Below are 15,799 nucleotides of genomic sequence, written 5' to 3'. Positions count from 1 at the left end.
ATTTCTTGCATGCTCCCGCCACGCTTGGCAAATAAACGTGGCTGCCAAGGCAGGCTTGTTGGCGAGAAATGCTCTGGTCGCTTCACAATAAGATAAGCAGACTATTTTTTTATCTTTGAAATACGCTATATAGACGGCTATGGCAGATCGTACTCGAACCCGGCTTTTGAACGCGCTGAAATCCTCCGGCCCACAGACTGCGGCAGATCTTGCCAGCGGGTTGAAGGTGACGTCAGTGGCTGTTCGCCAGCATCTGGACGGCCTGTTGCAGGACGGACTGGTGGACTTCGATGATCAGAAGGGGTCGGTTGGCCGGCCCAAGCGGGTCTGGGACCTGACACCGGACGGGCACAAGCAGTTTCCCGACAATCATTCCAACCTGGTGCTCGGGTTGATTTCCGGCCTGAACGAAATTTTCGGCGAAGAAGGTGTCGACAAGCTGATTGCCCACCGTGAAGCGCAAAGCCGGAAATCCTATACCGAAGCGGTTGGCAAGGCGCCGGATCTGCGCGGCAAGCTGGAAGTGCTTGCCGATCTGCGCAACCGGGAAGGCTACATGGCCGATCTTGTTCCGGAAGGGGCAGGCTACCTGCTGATCGAAAATCACTGTTCGATCTGTGCCGCGGCAACGGCCTGTCAGGGGTTCTGCCGGTCGGAACTCAATCTTTTCAAGGATGTACTTGGGCCAGGTGTCTCGGTCGAACGTACCGAACATCAGCTCTCGGGCGGTCGTCGCTGTGTTTACAGGATTGAGCCAGCGGCCTGATCAGGCGCTGGTCCAGTCGAGGAGTGTTTTGCGTGTCAATCGCCAGGCCGCTGCTTGCGCGGCTCATCGACCGGTATTTCCATCCGTTCGAAACCCACATCAAACCGCTGGAACTGCCTGTCACGCCTCTTCCGGATGAAGGGCCGCTGAAGCTGGTCTGGCATTTCGCGATGATGTTCCGCTGGCAACTGGTAATCGTTTCCTGCCTGGCGATGATCTCCTCCGGGCTGGGTCTTGCGGGCATCTGGGCAATAGCTTTCGTGGTCGACGGTGTGACCGAGGCAGGGGCGCAGGCGTTTCTGAAAGACAACCTCACCATCCTGGCCGGTTTCTTCCTCCTCTTCGTGATTATTGATCCGCTCGCCTTTCTCCTGCGCCAGACCTTTGCCTTCCAGACCGTGCGCATTCTTCTGCCGGCGGCAATGCGCTGGCAGGCACACAAGGCCGTGGAAGCACAGGACCTGGCTTTCTTCGAGGACACTTTCGCAGGTCAGGTTGCCTCCCGCATTGCCCAGGTCACCATGTCGGTTCACCGTCAGATGATGCTGTCCATCGAGACGGTTCCGTATCTGGTCATTCAGTTTGGCGGATCGTTCCTGCTGCTTCTGGCCATGGCCTGGCCGCTGGCCATTCCGGTATTGTTCTGGATCTGCGCGAATATCCTCGTCGCCTGGTTGGCGATCCCGGCCTATCTGCAGCGTTCTGCCAAGGTGGCAGCGGCAAATTCCAAAGCCACCGGCGCGATGACAGACGTCTATTCCAACATCGCGATGGTCAAACTGTTTGCGGCGGAAGATTCGGAAGCCGGTGCCATTCGCAAGGTCATCGGCGAAACAATCGACACCAGGCACAGCGAGAACCGGTCCTATATCCTGACCGACAGCGGCGTCTATTTTCTGAACGTGCTGCTGATCCTGGCTGTGGTGGTCATTGGCTTCTGGGGCATGATGAAGGGGTGGGTCTCAATCGGCGACTTTGTCGCCGGGCTGACCGTCACACGCTCGCTGTCCCACGCTTCATCCAGCTTCATAGGGATCGGACAGTCGATCACCAGCACGCTCGGTACGATCCGCGATGCCATGCCGATCATGACGAGCCGGCCGGCAATCATCGACCCGCCGGATGCCGGCGAGCTGAATGTCAGCGCCGGGGAAATCCGCTTCGACAACGTGTCCTTTGCCTATCAGAGCGACCGCAAGCCGGTCCTGGACAAGTTCAACCTGACAATCAAGCCGGGCGAGCGTGTCGGTCTGGTTGGCCTGTCCGGCGCCGGCAAATCGACCGCTGTGTCTTTGCTGATGCGCTTGCGGGACGTGACCGAAGGCCGGATTTCGATCGACGGGCAGGACGTGCGCGATGTCACCCAGGCATCTCTGCGCAGCCGGATCGGCGTTGTCACCCAGGACATCTCCCTTTTGAACCGGTCGATCCGCGACAACATTCGCTATGGCAGGCCGGAAGCCACCGACGACGAGATCCGTGCGGTTGCCCGTGCTGCCGAAGCGCTCGATTTCATTGAGGAGCAGAAGGACAGCAAGGGCCGGACGGGGCTGGATGCCCATGTGGGCGATCGCGGTGTCAAACTATCCGGCGGTCAGCGCCAACGTATCACGATCGCCAGGGTGCTTTTGAAAGATGCGCCGATCCTGATCCTCGACGAGGCAACCTCTGCCCTCGATAGTGAAGCCGAGCTTGCCATTCAGCAGAACCTAACCCGCATGATGGAAGGGCGCACCACACTGGCCGTTGCCCACCGTCTGTCGACCATTGCCGCAATGGACCGGCTCGTGGTGATGGATCAAGGCCGGATTGCGGAAGAAGGTACGCACCGCGAGCTGCTTGCCTCCGGTGGTCTTTATGCTGCGCTTTGGGAACGTCAATCAGGTGGTTTCCTGGCGCTCAGCGCTGCTGAATAGGGTCTGGTGAAAAGCACCTTGCTTGCGTGAGCTTCCCACAGGCTGGTGCTTCGGGAAAATGTCAGCTTGTGTTGATTTTCCGAAATCCGGCTGACAATACTCCTCTCATGGACAAGAGAGACCGCGCCGTACTTTTTCGCGAACGCCTGTCGGATGCCTTGCGCAGCCGGGATATGAACCGATCGGATCTGGCACGCGGTGCCGGGCTCGACCGGTCAACCGTTTCCCAGCTGTTGTCGGAAGATGCACCCCGTCTGCCAAACGGGCAGGCATTGGCTGCCATTGCGACCGCGCTCAGCGTTTCTTCCGACTGGTTGCTTGGTCTTTCCACCCACCGCGGGGCCGCGGCCGAGATCCTGGATCAGGCAGTTCAGGTGGCCGAGACCGAGCGGCACCCGGTCGATGAACATCTGCTCGCCTGGTATCGCGATGCGGTCGGGGCGAAGATCAGGCATGTACCCGCCAACCTGCCGGATGTCCTCAAGACCGAAGCTGTTCTGGCTTTCGAATACTCCGGCGAAACGTTGCGCACCGCCGACCAGGCCATAACCGGCACCAGGGATCAGAGGGCACTCCTCAGCCGGGCGGAATCCGACATGGAAATCGCCCTGTCGAAAGAGGCGCTGGAAGGCTTTGCGCGCGGGGAGGGGCTATGGCAGGGGCTTCCGGTTGACCTGCGTCGCGAACAGCTGGAGGTCATGGGGCTTACCTTGAGCGAGCTTTACCCCTCGCTGCGTCTGCATCTCTTCGGCGCGACCGACCGGTTCTCCGCACCTTTCACGGTCTTCGGGCAGAAATGGGCGGCACTCTACCTCGGGCAGCGCTACCTGGCGTTTTCCAACACGCGCCACGTCCAGCTCTTCTCCAGCCACTTTGACGATCTCGTTCGCCACGCGGTCATCCGCTCGCATGAGGCAGGTGATTTTGCCGTTCAACTGGCGCGCCAACTCGACTGACGTCTGTTCGTTTTTAGCTGCAAGACTTGGTCACCTTGCAGCCATGGATATCATGTGAGCCGCAGGCGTGGCCCGGTTGGGTCGATCAGCAGCAGGGGTGCGTATCGAGAAAGCCTGTTTCCCGGAAACCTTCACCTTGAAGGACGACGCAAGGCCCCCGCTGACGTTTTATGCCTAGGCGTGGGCGGACTTTGCAGCTTCCACCGACTTGGCCGGGTGAAAGCTTTCAGCTTCCGCCATTTCCCAATAGGTCGAGTAGCCCGGAATGTTGTGCGACTTTTCAAGGAGGGCCCCCTTCTTCAACCAGGACAGCGCGACGCTGGCCGGCATGATTTCGCGAAGACCTTCGTGCAGGTAGAAATGTTCCGGCTTGAACTCGCGCGGATGGCTGAGCCCGGCAGCGGCGGAAAAATCCCGAAGGGACTTCAGCGTGTTGCGATGAAAATTCGCGACGCGCTGCGCCTTGTCGGGAACAACCAGGGCCTGCTGGCGCTTGGGATCCTGCGTGGCGACGCCGGTGGGGCAACGATTGGTGTGGCAGCTCTGGGACTGGATGCAGCCGACTGCGAACATGAAGCCGCGCGCAGAGTTGACCCAGTCGGCGCCCAAAGCCAGCGCCCCTGCAATGTCGAATGCGCTGATCAGTTTGCCGGCGGCACCGATCCGGATATCTTCGCGAAGACCCGTGCCAACCAGGCAGTTGTGTACGAAGGTCAGACCCTGGCGCAGAGGTGTTCCCAGCCTGTTGGCAAATTCCACCGGTGCGGCGCCTGTCCCGCCTTCTGCGCCGTCGACCACGATGAAATCCGGCTTGATGCCGGTCTTCAGCATGGCCTTGACGATGGCCATGAATTCCCAGCGATGACCGATGCACAGCTTGAAGCCGACGGGCTTGCCACCTGAGAGCTCCCGCAACTGAACGATGAAATGCAGCAGTTCAACCGGGGTTGAGAAAGCGGAATGAGAGGCAGGTGATATGCAGTCGGTGCCGATCGGAACGCCGCGAGCTTCGGCGATTTCTTCCGTCACTTTCGGTCCGGGCAGCACACCGCCATGACCAGGCTTGGCCCCCTGGCTCATCTTGATTTCGATCATCTTGATCTGCGGTTCGACAGCCTGCTTGGCGAACTTTTCGGCATCGAAAGTGCCATCGTCCGCGCGGCAGCCGAAATAGCCGCTGCCAAGTTCCCAGACCAGGTCGCCACCACCTTGCCGGTGATAGCGCGAAACGCTGCCTTCCCCGGTGTCGTGATAGAAACCGCCTGCCTTGGCACCCTTGTTCAAAGCCAGAATGGCATTGCCGGAGAGTGAGCCAAAGCTCATGGCCGAAATGTTGTAGAGGGAAGCCGAATAAGGCTGTTTGCAGTCCGGTCCGCCAATCGTCACGCGCATGTCTTCATGGTTGTGCGGTTTGGGACAGATCGAATGGTTCACCCAGCCATAGGAAGTGTCGTAGACGTCAAGTTCTGTACCGAACGGCAGAACATCCTCGATATCCTTCGCCCGGTCATAAACCATGGAGCGCCGCTCCCGCGAAAACGGTCTGCCGTCCTGATTGCTTTCAAAGAAATACTGGCGCAGTTCCGGCCGGATCGCTTCGAACAGGAAACGGAAATGACCGGAAACAGGATAGTTGCGCAGGATCGCATGTCGGGTCTGGCGGACATCGAGATAACCGATCGCCGAGAGCACTGCAAAAACCAGAAATGGCCAGACGAAGTAGCCGCTGAGGGCAAACGTCAGGACAAGTGCAACCAGGGCAAGTACGATACAAAGAATGAAAACGGTATAGCGGGCGGGAAACACGGACGGGTGACTCCTATTCGGCGGGCTGTCTAGTTGTGTCAGGCTGCGGCCAAAAAGGAAAGAGCGATCAACACTGTTGATCGCTCTTGCATGGAAGCGATTTGAACTCAGACCATGTGGTGCACGTTCAGCTTGTTGCCGTCCAGGTCCCGAAAATAGGCGGCATAAAAGCCGTTGTCGGCGCGCTGGCCGGGCTTGCCTTCGTCCGCTGCGCCAAGCTCTATGGCTTTACGGTAGACCGCATCGACCTGTGCCCGGTTCTGGGCGGACAATGCGACCATGACGCCATTGCCGACGGTCGCCTGTTTGCCGTCATAAGGAATATGCACGGAAAAGGCTGACGTGGTCGGCTGGTTCGCCCAGACGATGAAGTCATCGAACTCCATCAGCCGCTGTGCGCCGAGTTCCGCCAGCAATGCGTCGTAAAACGCTGCTGACCGCTTCAGGTCGTTGGTTCCCAAAGACGTATATCCGATCATGATTTTCTCCTGAAAATTGGTGTGTGCGGTGCCGGCGTGATGGATTTAGGTGTTTGCAAAAATGTTTGGAATAGGCAGATTTAAGGTGGAAGTTTTCAAATTTGAAAGAACATGATGGATTGGAACTACCTTCGAACGTTTCACGCGGTCGCCGAGACCAGCAGTCTCGGCAAGGCTGCTGAAAAGCTCGCAATCAGCCATGCCACGGCGTTCAGGCACATCCGTTCTCTGGAAGAGCAGCTTGGCTCCAGATTGTTCGAAAAGGTGAAGGGCCGTTACAGGCCGACCGAGGCTGGTGCCGAAATTCTGGGTCTGGCGCAGTCTGTTGTCGTTGCCATGGAGGACATCGACCGGCGGATATCCGGGGCGGATCTGGCTTTGAAGGGGCGAATTCGATTGACGGCCCCCGCAAGTTTCGCAGCCCATTTCCTTCCTGGCTACCTAGGCGACTTCAGAGCCCGGTTTCCCGACATCACCGTTGAGCTGCTGACTTCCAACGAGGAGATCAACATGTCCAGCAGGGCTGCGGAGATTGCCCTGCGGGTCACGTCATCTCCGCCCGAACACCTGATCGGACGCAAGGTCGCAGATATTCCCTGGGCCTATTTCGCAAGCCAGACCTATCTGGAGCGCAAGGACGCGCCGTCGAATTCGGCCGATCTCACAACACATGACCTGATTGGCGCAAGCGGACTGCTATCCCAGCGGCCTGGCTTCCAACAGATGGACAGGACGCATCGCGACAGGATCGCGGTTCGAAGCGATGATCTGATGACCATGGCTGCATTGGCGCGCAAGGGGTTGGGGATATGTCTCGTTCCGGTGGATGTCGCACAAGGCGGCTTGCAGAAACTGGCCCTCACCAATGACGTACCAGCAAATGAGCTCTGGGTACTGACCCATCCCGACCTTCGCTCTGTCGAACGGGTCGCCTGCATGACGCGGTTTCTGGCAACAGCCTTCGGGGCCGAAGCCGCCTTTTCAGATACGTAGCTTGGTTTTAGACGACATAGTCTAATCAGATCCTGTCAGCGCCGATCATCGACAGGAGCCGTTCTGCCGTACCTCGCGCACCCGGTTCGCTTGCCATGATGTCTGCCACCCGTTTGGCTCCGACACGATACACAGGGTCTTCGAGCTGCATCAGCGCCCGGGCGAGTTTCGAAGGAGTGAGCGACTTTTGCCGGATCGGTGCAGGCCCGGCTCCGATCTTGTGAACCTGCGCACCCCAGAAGGGCTGATCGCCGAAGACGGGACAGACCAGCGAAGGTTTGCCCCAGCGCAGGGCTTCGTGGGTGGTGCCGGCACCACCGTGGTGAACGATTGCCGCGCAACGCGGGAAAAGCCAGCTATGAGGTGCTTTATCCAGCAGGAAGACGCGGCCTGAAAGTGTCCGCGGCAGGCTTTGCCCGGACAATCCTCCCCAGCCCGTCGCCAGGATCGCACGTTGGCCGGTTTGTTCCAGGGCTGCAAGCACGGTTTCTGTCAGCTTTGCCGGGTTCCTGCTCGGCATGGAGCCAAAGCCCAGATAGATCGGCTCCGGGCCGTTTTCCAGAAACGAAGCCAGATCTTCCGGCGGAACGTAGTTCGGATCAGGTTCGGTCAGCCAATAGCCGCAGGCCCAGTTGTTCTCCGGCCAGTCTGGTGGTGTTGGCACGAGACCCCGGGAAAAAGCCTGAAGGGACAGCGGCGATCCTCCGCCGGGCATATGGCCGTCCATCAGATCGCGCGAATGGGCAGGCGCATCCTTCGTCCCCGCTTCCGCGCGGACGGCCTTTGCGAGCGGCGCGATACCCAGCCGCATCAGAGAGCGACCGATGGCATAACTTTGCCGATTCAGGAAGGGTCCGAGGTCGGGCAACCCGAAAAGCGGTAGCGGAAAGGAACCCGTTGCCGCGCTCACCGGCTGAAGCGCTGTCGGCAGGGCGGGTACGTCGAGATGACGCGCCACAAGTGTCAGGACAGTTGCCTTGAGATTGAACAGGATAAGGTCCGGTTTTTCCTGCATGCCGATCTGCCAGAGGCGCCGGGCGGCTTCCTTCTGCAGATCGATATTCTTGCGGGCTGCACGGATTTTGCCCTTCAACGTGAACAGCGCAGCCTGAATGTCCTCATTTTGCAAAAGAGCTTGATAATCGAGTGGAACCGGCCGTGACCGGGCACCGGCGGCGGTGATCATGTCATCGAAACCTTCTCCCGTCGTCACCACGACGTCGGCGCCCATCTTTGCCAGGTCGCGTGCCAGGGCAACATAGGGCTGAACGTCTCCGCGCGTGCCCAGAGAGGCAATGAGGATCTTCTTTCGGGGAGTTGGCATCAGGGCCTCGGTTCGGAAAATCTGGCGGGGCTTCGGTAGGCTTCCCTCAGATGGCGGCCCGCAGCTGCAATTGCAACCGTAGCGTGGATCGCCTAAGCCAGTGCGAAGTGGCAAATGGTCCTCGGAGGAATCGATGCAAACCAGATTCGCAATTGGCACCCGCGGGCAGGGCCTTTACGAATTCACCTCGTCGGTGGCTGAATGGCTTGCAGAATCGGGTGCGGAAGACGGCTTGCTCACACTGTTCGTTCGCCACACTTCGTGTTCTTTGCTGATCCAGGAGAATGCGGATCCGGATGTGCAGCGCGATCTGAAGGCGTTTTTCGAACGCCTGGTTCCGCCCGCAGATCACCCTTCCATGAATTATCTGGTGCATACCCTGGAGGGGCCGGACGATATGCCTGCCCATATCAAGGCGGCGATGATGCCGGTTTCGCTTTCCATTCCCGTCTCGGCAGGGCGCATGGCGCTTGGAACCTGGCAGGGAATTTATCTGTTCGAACATCGGACCCGAGCCCATCAGCGTCAGATCGCCGCTCATTTTCTGCCTGACAGCTAATCGGATGTTTTGTCAGCGCGATTGATGACCGTGATTGAGAAAAAAGACGCTTTCGGAAAATTTGTGACGACTATCACATCCTGAAAAATTGAAGCCTGTAGAGTGGTTGCATGATCCGGAAATCCGTCTCAGAAAACCGGAAGTCGGTTGAGTTTCAGGGAGATAGTCAGATGCGCACCACCCTTTTCCTTGCCGCATTGTTCCTGGTTGGTCCCGCCTTTGCCGATAACGACCCGAACCGCCCGACCGACAGGGTCGCGGCAGACCTCGGTATCGAGGAGGCGGTCTTCATCGAGTGTTTCAAACCCGTCAATCCGGAGCCGGGCAAATATCCCAGCGGTGCCCAGCAACGGGCGAACAAGGCGCTGCTGCTGCCGTGCCTGCAAAGGGCCAACGCTGCCATCACCAATGATCGCCTGGACGCGGTCATGGACAAATACCGGCCTGAGGGCGCATTCCGGAAAGAAGATTGTTCCCGCAAGTCCGCAAACCGGCCTGTTATGCAGCGTTGTGTCTTCCTGAAAGTCGAGTGACGCTCACTTACTTGCGAAGTGCCGGAAGGCCAACCCCGGTGCTTTCAAAACCACCATCGGAAGCAATCACCTGCCCGGTGACGTAACTCGCCTGCTCGGAGCATAGAAAGGCGATTACTTCGCCAATTTCCGTTTCCGAGCCATAGCGGTTGAGCGGGATCGCGTCGTGATAGGCATCGATGATGTCCTGGCTGTGCACCGCCATCGCCAGCTTGGTGCGCACGGGGCCCGGGCAGACACAGTTGGCGCGAATGCCGTATTCGCCAAGTTCCGCTGCCTGTTGCTTGGTGAGCTGGATGACGGCGGCCTTGGAGGTTCCATAGGCAACCCGCAACGTTGACGCGCGCAGGCCGGAAATGGAGGCGATGTTGACGATGGCGCCACGGGTTTTCTTCAAAGCGGGAACGACAGCTTGAGAAACCAGAAACACGCCGTCCAGATTGGTCTCCATGACCCGCCGCCACATGGCAAAATCCGTCTCCTCTATCGGGCCGAATTCGGCGACGCCGGCATTGTTCACGACGGCATCCAGCTGGCCGAATTTCTGCAAGATGGCAGGGATGGTTGCCTCGACTTGCTCTGCGATGGAAACGTCACAAATAAACGGAACGGCACCTGCCAGACCTTCGGACGCAATCGCGAGTTCGTCGACATCCCGGTCAAGCATGGCAACCTGCCAGCCGCGGCTCAGCATGAGCTTTGCCGTCGCAAGGCCGATGCCCCGGGCAGCACCGGTGATGAGGATGGTTTTCTGGGTCATGGGGGGAGATCCGTTCAGGGCAAGGGAAGGGGAAGCGGGCCTGTTGAGAAGGTCAGCGCATTGAAATACAGACGCGAATGGAACCGGCATTGTCCGGCAGCGCGACATCCTTGTCATTGATGCGGAAGGCATAGACTCCGGCCGGATCGCGCGAGTTGACGGCGAGCGCGGCAAACTCCGCGAACGGAACAATGCGGCCCGCCTGATCTCGCACAAGCATCTCGCCGAAAGCGTAGGATTGGTCAAACTTGTAGCCATAGAGCGGGCCTAGCCGGCGGGCGTCTTCGCCCGTATAGCCACGCGGGCCGACGGCCTTGTACATGCCGGCAATCACGCTCCAGCCGCCGGAATACTGCACGCCGGTGATCTTGCCGCCGGGCAGGGACAGTTGCTGCCAGCCGCGTTTCGCCTGAACATCTACGCAATGTTCGGCGGCAAATGCTGTGGACGAGAACAAGAGGGGTAGAAGCAGGCAGAGGCGAACAAGGGTCATGGTCTGATCCGAAATGAACTCGCCCCAGAAGATAACAGCCCCGCGTGCGGGTCAAGCTGTGTCGGGGAGCGCTGGTTCCGGATCACGCAAGCCTCACACAGGCTTGCCTTGCAACTATTTGCGGGAAGACCCACATCGTAGGGTGAACGATGAGGGTCGTTCCTCCCCAGACTGGCGCCGGGCTTTTACGAAAAGCTGCGGCGCCTTCTTTTTTCAACTCTTTGTCGGTATGCTGACCGTGTGGGCGACAAGGTCGCCAAAACCGGAAATGTGCTCCACTGCGCTCCTGGTGGGCCAGGACCTTGTCCTGGAGAGTTGCATGTGGTGGCCCGCGCCGTCGGACGGGGACGGCGCGGGCTTTAACACCGGCCTGAAAAGGAGGGGCTCAGGACACGGTGTTAGCCGTTGCCGCCAGGATGGCAGCAATCTGGTCTTTCAGATTTAGTCTCTTCTTTTTCAGGTCTTCCAGGACATCGTCGGATGCCGGCTCCACATCTGTCTCGATGCGGTGCACTTCGCGATTGACGGTGTGATATTCATCCGCCAGCCGGGCGAAATGGGCATCACTTGTTTTCAACGCATGCAAAGTGTCTGCGGCTTCCGGAAATTCTTCATGTAACTCGTGTGGCACGTGGCTCATTCTTGCCTCCTTGTAAGAACCACAAGGTGCCGCCAACCTGTTCAATTCACCTTGAGACAGATCAATCGTGCTCGAAATTGCATCGGAGTTTTTGTGGCGGCGTCGTTTTGCGCGCACACGCGAGGCTGGAAGCCTGAAAAAGCAGGCGAACGGCGCTGGAACGAGCGTCAGCCGCTGACGGGTTTGAGCTTTGCCAAGCGTCCGCTCGTCGGCATCTTTTCCTTCAAGGTCTGTTCCAGAAGGTAGAGGGAGAAGTCCCGGATGGGCATCGGTTTGGCAAAGAAATAGCCCTGGGCGTAATCCACATCTCGGTTCCTGAGGGACGCGAGCTGGTCCATCGTCTCGACACCCTCCGCACAGACTTTCATCCCATGTGCAGAAGCAATGCCGAGGATCGCCTGAACAAAGGCACCGCGGGCCGTGTCGGTGGTGCTGCCGAGATCATCGACGAACATCTTGTCGATCTTCACCAGATCGGGCTTGAGCGCCTTGATCTGGGCAAGGTTGGAATAGCCGGTGCCGAAGTCGTCAATTGCGATCAGGCAGCCGATGCTGCGCAGGTATTCCAGCGATTTTGCAATGCTGGTACCGGACCGGATCCCGGTTTCCAGGATCTCGCAGCACAGGGAAAGACCGGCTTCTGTCGCCATTGCAAAAACCGGCGACTGAATAACGGACTGGATCTGTTCGTCTTCCAGGTCCGCCTGGAAGAAATTGACGGACACCTTGAAACCCGGCCGTCCCGCAAGCAGCGGTTTCAGGTCGCGCAGCGCCTTGGCGATGATGATCTCGGTAAACTCCCAGGTCAGGTTCTCCTGCTGGATTATGTTCACGAATTCATCCGGGAAAAGCTTGCCCTGGGCATCTTCGAACCGGGCCAGAACCTCACAACCTTCGCATTTCATCGTGTCGAGCGACAAGATGGGCTGGTAGTGCGGCTCAAAGCCTTTGCCGCCGTTGGCGATCGCGTGACGGATCCGCCCGGCCGGGCTATGTCGGTCACGCACGATCCGTTTCACCCTCAGGAAAACGAGCCCGCCGGTGACGATGCCGAAGACTGCAAAAATCGCGAGCAGGCCGATATTTTGCTGAATGATCCGGCTGGCAGGGATCATGGTCAGGTAACACAGCCTGACATCGCCTTCGCCGCAGGCCTGTGCATAGACGTTGCCGAACATCGGACCGTAGTTGTCGCGGTATTGCTTCAGAAGGCCCGCGTTTCCATTGGCGTGGAACAGAACCGTGTAAGGGTCTTCAACACTCGACACATAGAACATGTCGTCGGCGGCCGTTGCCAGGTTGCCGGTCTGGTAGAATGAAACGCCGTAGCGGCCCTTCTTGATCACTGTAACGCTGTCGACACCCTCGGCCTTGTCGAAGGGCACCCTGTACCAGGTCTCCCTGCCATCGCGGAACAGTTGCGCCTTTTCAGGCGGGCCGAAATTGTGGGCAGGTTCGAAACGCCCGAAGCTCGAAGAGCAGGCGGCGTTCGTGTCGCCGTTCGGAAAAAACCAGATATTGGTAATGTGATTGTCGTTGTAGACGAGCGTGTTCAGCGTTTTCAGATGCGAGTCGCTGCAATCGTCTTCGGGAAGTCTTTCCAGCGCTCCGTAGAGCTTGTTTCCACGGTCTATGTTGGACTGCCAGATTCCAAGAAGGTCTGCCGTCTGTTTCTGCAGTTCGCTTTGCCCGTCATAGGCGACACCGGCCCAGGCTATAATCAACATGACGGCAACCGTCGCGAGGCCTGCAAGAGAGCCTTTTAATAGTGGGCGGGTATTGGGCGAGGTACCGTGACGAGCCATTTCATTGCCAATTATTATTCCGCCCAAGTTGCACGGTCGGGATTAAGAACAAGTCAATTGTTAGAATTAACGGCGCTTAACCCGACGGATTAATCGGCTTTTTGTGTCTTTTTAGGGTGTTTTTTGCCTGAAATGGCCATGAGGCGTCCTCAAGTCAGGCCGAAATCAGCAATCCGGGCAGGCGCTCGATGACCCACCAGGCCGACAGGATCGCAATCCCCGACAGCGCGCCGAGCCGCAAGGGGTGCAGGGCGGGTTCAGCTGTCTTTCGCACAAGCAGGACGATGGAGAGCGTTACGGCGAGAATGATCAGCTGGCCAAATTCGATGCCGAGATTGAATGCCAGCAGCGCGGGTATGAGATCCGGTGCGCCCCGGCCGAGAATGTCCGCAAGAACGAAGGAAAAGCCAAGGCCGTGCAACAGGCCGATCGCGGCGAAGACGATCACCGAGCCCGACTTCCGGACCATTGCTGCGATGGCCGCATAAAGAACGGAAGCGGCAATGGCCGTCTCCACCAGCGGGATGAACCATGGCCAGGAAGGTGTTGCCCCGAGGAAGGTTGCAATCAGCGTGACTGAGTGCCCGATCGTGAAGGCGGTGACGAGGTAAATCAGTCTCCGCGTTGCCCCGACGGCCAGAGCCAGCGCAATCACCAGAAAGACGTGATCGAGGCCCTCCAGAATATGCAGGGTGCCCTGGTGGATGAAATGCAGAAACGTGCTCAGCCGGGATCCGTCGAACCGCGCAGGTTCTTCCAGTTGCCCGGGAGCCGTGGTCGAAACCGGAGGGGTGAGGCGGGCATCGACCAGGTGGTTGTCGATGGCTATGCCGGGCCCCGGGATCAGGGGAGCGTACCCGGACTGCACTTGAAGGACACCGGTCGGATCGCTGCTTTCCAGTCTGAGCGCGTAATCGATGACTGCCGTACCAAAGAGCGGGTGTTCATTCGGGAAAGCTTCGCTCAACGCGGATTGGGCGGCAACAGCTGTGTCGATGTCCTGATCAGGTCGACTGGCGTGAACCGTAAACCCGATGATCTCCACCGGCAGGGCAAGGCCCGCCTGCGAAAAGACGAGGGCGTTGCGCAGCCGGTTTTCAAAGGCAGATCGATTGCTGTCGATTGCACCGAGATCAACCCGGTAGCGCTCACCGTCCGGGTTTTGCTCCAGGCGAAGAAATGGCGAGACCAGTGGTACCTGTTCGACCTGCGAGCGACCGACGAGATCCGAGAAGACAAGCGGAGCGGGCACCCGCACATAAACTGTAAGCGTGTCACCTTCACGGGAGACCAGAAGCGTGCGCACCTTGGTACCTTCCGAAAAATGCGCGAAGGCAGGCGTGAAGTTTGTCAGCAGAAGCAAGAGGCTGAAAAGGATCATCTGCCAACGTTTCATGATCTCTCCTTCCGGTTGTTGCACCGCCTTGGTCTGCGTCCCGGCCCATGCAGTTTAGCTATGACAACGCGGTACCGGCAAATTGTCATCAGCCTCTTTTCCGAATTCATCTGTGAGACGAAATTTGCAGGTGTTTACTTGCCCTTGCGTCATATATGTTTGTCACTCTCTCCTGACAGAATGCTGTCAGGAGAGGTTTGATAAGGTGATCCTCATCACAGCGCCTGAGGAGACTTTCCATGACTTTTGCACCCGATCACTTCAACGTCTGGATGGAGATTCCCGTCTCCGATCTGGACAAGGCGGTCAGCTTTTATAACGACGTTTTCAAAACGGAGCTTAGACGTGTCATCGACATGGGACCAAATGAGATCGCAATCTTTCCGACCAAGGAGCAGGGTGGGATTGCAGGTCACCTTTACCCGGGAAAACCCGCACAGAACGGAACCGGACCAACCATTCATCTCGCCTGCCCGGACACCCTGGAAGAAACGATGGAACGGTTCGCTGCCAAGGGGGGAGAGATCATTTCCGATCCGGCTGCCATTCCGGCGGGGCGCTTTGCCTATGGCATCGACCCGGACGGAAATTCCATCGGCATGTTCGCACGCTGATTTGAGACTGACAGGATGTCGGCTTCGCAAGGAGCCGGCATCATGAGACGCGCCGACCGCCTTTTCCAGATCGTGCAATACCTGCGCGGCGGCCGGCTCGTGCGGGCACGTCAGCTGTCCGAATGGCTGGAAGTATCCGAACGCACCATCTATCGCGATGTTGCCGACTTGCAGGCATCCGGCGTGCCGATCGAAGGTGCGGCTGGTGTCGGCTACATCATGCGGGATGGCTATGAACTGCCACCACTCATGTTCACTCGGGATGAAATTGTCGCTCTACTCGCCGGTGCGCGTCTGATCCGTGCCTGGGGCGGGGCTGCCATGGCCCGGGCCGCCGAAGAGGCGATGATCAAGATCGACGCCGTCCTGCCGGAAAAGATGCGGGTGCGTCAGAACGAAGTCGAGATCCACGCGTTCGCGCCAGAGATGACACCGCAAATCCGGACCCATATCGATTTTCTGGAAGCGGCTGCCGATGGCCGCAGGCGCTTGTTCGTGGCGTATTGCGACAGCAAGGGTGAGCCGACCGATCGTACCATCCGCCCTCTCGGCCTGTGGTTCTGGGGCAAGGTTTGGACGCTGGTGGCCTGGTGCGAATTGCGCCAGGACTTCCGTATGTTCCGTCTGGACCGGATTTCCGAGATGCGGGAGACGGGAGACCGGTTTGATCTGGAACCCGGCAAGACGCTGAAGGATTTCTACCGGGGCATGGAGGCGGAAAACTACGGCAACACCGGGGGGTGACGGTCTGGCCGCAGG

General features: G+C 58.6%; 16 protein-coding genes. 8 read left to right on the top strand and 8 right to left on the bottom strand.

Annotation, left to right across the window (positions count from 1 at the left end):
• Positions 1-139 precede the first annotated feature (139 nt).
• From ACP90_RS19545 to ACP90_RS19535, 3 genes are all read left to right on the top strand, one after another.
• On the top strand, positions 140-766 hold the full coding sequence (locus ACP90_RS19545; RefSeq protein WP_062489490.1) for a metalloregulator ArsR/SmtB family transcription factor: 627 nt from the start codon (positions 140-142) through the stop codon (positions 764-766).
• A 32-nt stretch (positions 767-798) separates the two neighbouring features.
• Complete coding sequence (locus ACP90_RS19540; RefSeq protein WP_062489488.1) at positions 799-2,682, top strand: ABC transporter ATP-binding protein; 1,884 nt, start codon at positions 799-801, stop codon at positions 2,680-2,682.
• A 107-nt stretch (positions 2,683-2,789) separates the two neighbouring features.
• A complete protein-coding gene (locus ACP90_RS19535; protein WP_022997860.1) occupies positions 2,790-3,638 on the top strand; it encodes a helix-turn-helix transcriptional regulator in 849 nt (282 codons plus the stop codon).
• Positions 3,639-3,812: 174 nt separating this feature from the next.
• Here the strand turns inward: ACP90_RS19535 and ACP90_RS19530 are convergent, their stop codons facing one another.
• Together ACP90_RS19530 and ACP90_RS19525 are read right to left on the bottom strand one after the other, a co-directional pair.
• A complete protein-coding gene (locus ACP90_RS19530; protein WP_022997859.1) occupies positions 3,813-5,444 on the bottom strand; it encodes an FMN-binding glutamate synthase family protein in 1,632 nt (543 codons plus the stop codon).
• Between the two features lie 107 nt (positions 5,445-5,551).
• A complete protein-coding gene (locus tag ACP90_RS19525) occupies positions 5,552-5,923 on the bottom strand; it encodes a VOC family protein (protein WP_022997858.1) in 372 nt (123 codons plus the stop codon).
• A 111-nt stretch (positions 5,924-6,034) separates the two neighbouring features.
• Between ACP90_RS19525 and ACP90_RS19520 the strand changes: the two genes are divergently transcribed.
• Complete coding sequence (locus tag ACP90_RS19520; RefSeq protein WP_062489486.1) at positions 6,035-6,916, top strand: LysR family transcriptional regulator; 882 nt, start codon at positions 6,035-6,037, stop codon at positions 6,914-6,916.
• A gap of 25 nt (positions 6,917-6,941) precedes the next feature.
• Here ACP90_RS19520 and ACP90_RS19515 read toward each other — a convergent pair whose 3' ends face one another.
• On the bottom strand, positions 6,942-8,240 hold the full coding sequence (locus ACP90_RS19515; protein WP_062489484.1) for a glycosyltransferase: 1,299 nt from the start codon (positions 8,238-8,240) through the stop codon (positions 6,942-6,944).
• 133 nt (positions 8,241-8,373) lie between these two features.
• Between ACP90_RS19515 and ACP90_RS19510 the strand changes: the two genes are divergently transcribed.
• Both ACP90_RS19510 and ACP90_RS19505 read left to right on the top strand, forming a co-directional pair.
• Positions 8,374-8,799: a secondary thiamine-phosphate synthase enzyme YjbQ gene (locus ACP90_RS19510; protein WP_062489483.1), complete on the top strand. Its 426-nt coding sequence runs from the start codon at positions 8,374-8,376 to the stop codon at positions 8,797-8,799.
• A 170-nt stretch (positions 8,800-8,969) separates the two neighbouring features.
• Positions 8,970-9,332 (top strand): hypothetical protein, encoded by a 363-nt coding sequence (locus tag ACP90_RS19505; RefSeq protein ID WP_062489481.1) that lies wholly within the window; start codon positions 8,970-8,972, stop codon positions 9,330-9,332.
• A 7-nt stretch (positions 9,333-9,339) separates the two neighbouring features.
• Here ACP90_RS19505 and ACP90_RS19500 read toward each other — a convergent pair whose 3' ends face one another.
• From ACP90_RS19500 to ACP90_RS19480, 5 genes are all read right to left on the bottom strand, one after another.
• Positions 9,340-10,092 (bottom strand): SDR family oxidoreductase, encoded by a 753-nt coding sequence (locus tag ACP90_RS19500; RefSeq protein ID WP_062489479.1) that lies wholly within the window; start codon positions 10,090-10,092, stop codon positions 9,340-9,342.
• A gap of 52 nt (positions 10,093-10,144) precedes the next feature.
• On the bottom strand, positions 10,145-10,585 hold the full coding sequence (locus tag ACP90_RS19495) for a hypothetical protein (RefSeq protein WP_062489477.1): 441 nt from the start codon (positions 10,583-10,585) through the stop codon (positions 10,145-10,147).
• Between the two features lie 385 nt (positions 10,586-10,970).
• A complete protein-coding gene (locus tag ACP90_RS19490) occupies positions 10,971-11,225 on the bottom strand; it encodes a YdcH family protein (protein ID WP_031268132.1) in 255 nt (84 codons plus the stop codon).
• A 167-nt stretch (positions 11,226-11,392) separates the two neighbouring features.
• Positions 11,393-12,952: an EAL domain-containing protein gene (locus ACP90_RS19485; RefSeq protein WP_062489475.1), complete on the bottom strand. Its 1,560-nt coding sequence runs from the start codon at positions 12,950-12,952 to the stop codon at positions 11,393-11,395.
• A gap of 232 nt (positions 12,953-13,184) precedes the next feature.
• On the bottom strand, positions 13,185-14,426 hold the full coding sequence (locus ACP90_RS19480; RefSeq protein WP_145915806.1) for a HupE/UreJ family protein: 1,242 nt from the start codon (positions 14,424-14,426) through the stop codon (positions 13,185-13,187).
• Between the two features lie 239 nt (positions 14,427-14,665).
• Here ACP90_RS19480 and ACP90_RS19475 point away from each other — a divergent pair, with 239 nt between their 5' ends.
• Together ACP90_RS19475 and ACP90_RS19470 are read left to right on the top strand one after the other, a co-directional pair.
• On the top strand, positions 14,666-15,040 hold the full coding sequence (locus tag ACP90_RS19475; RefSeq protein WP_022997847.1) for a VOC family protein: 375 nt from the start codon (positions 14,666-14,668) through the stop codon (positions 15,038-15,040).
• A 42-nt stretch (positions 15,041-15,082) separates the two neighbouring features.
• A complete protein-coding gene (locus ACP90_RS19470; RefSeq protein ID WP_062491793.1) occupies positions 15,083-15,784 on the top strand; it encodes a YafY family protein in 702 nt (233 codons plus the stop codon).
• Positions 15,785-15,799 lie beyond the last annotated feature (15 nt).

This window comes from Labrenzia sp. CP4 (genome assembly GCF_001579905.1).
Taxonomy (GTDB): Bacteria; Pseudomonadota; Alphaproteobacteria; order Rhizobiales; family Stappiaceae; genus Roseibium; species Roseibium algicola.
The sequence above is the reverse complement of the archived record's forward strand: the minus strand, read 5'-3'. Positions and strand labels throughout refer to the sequence as shown.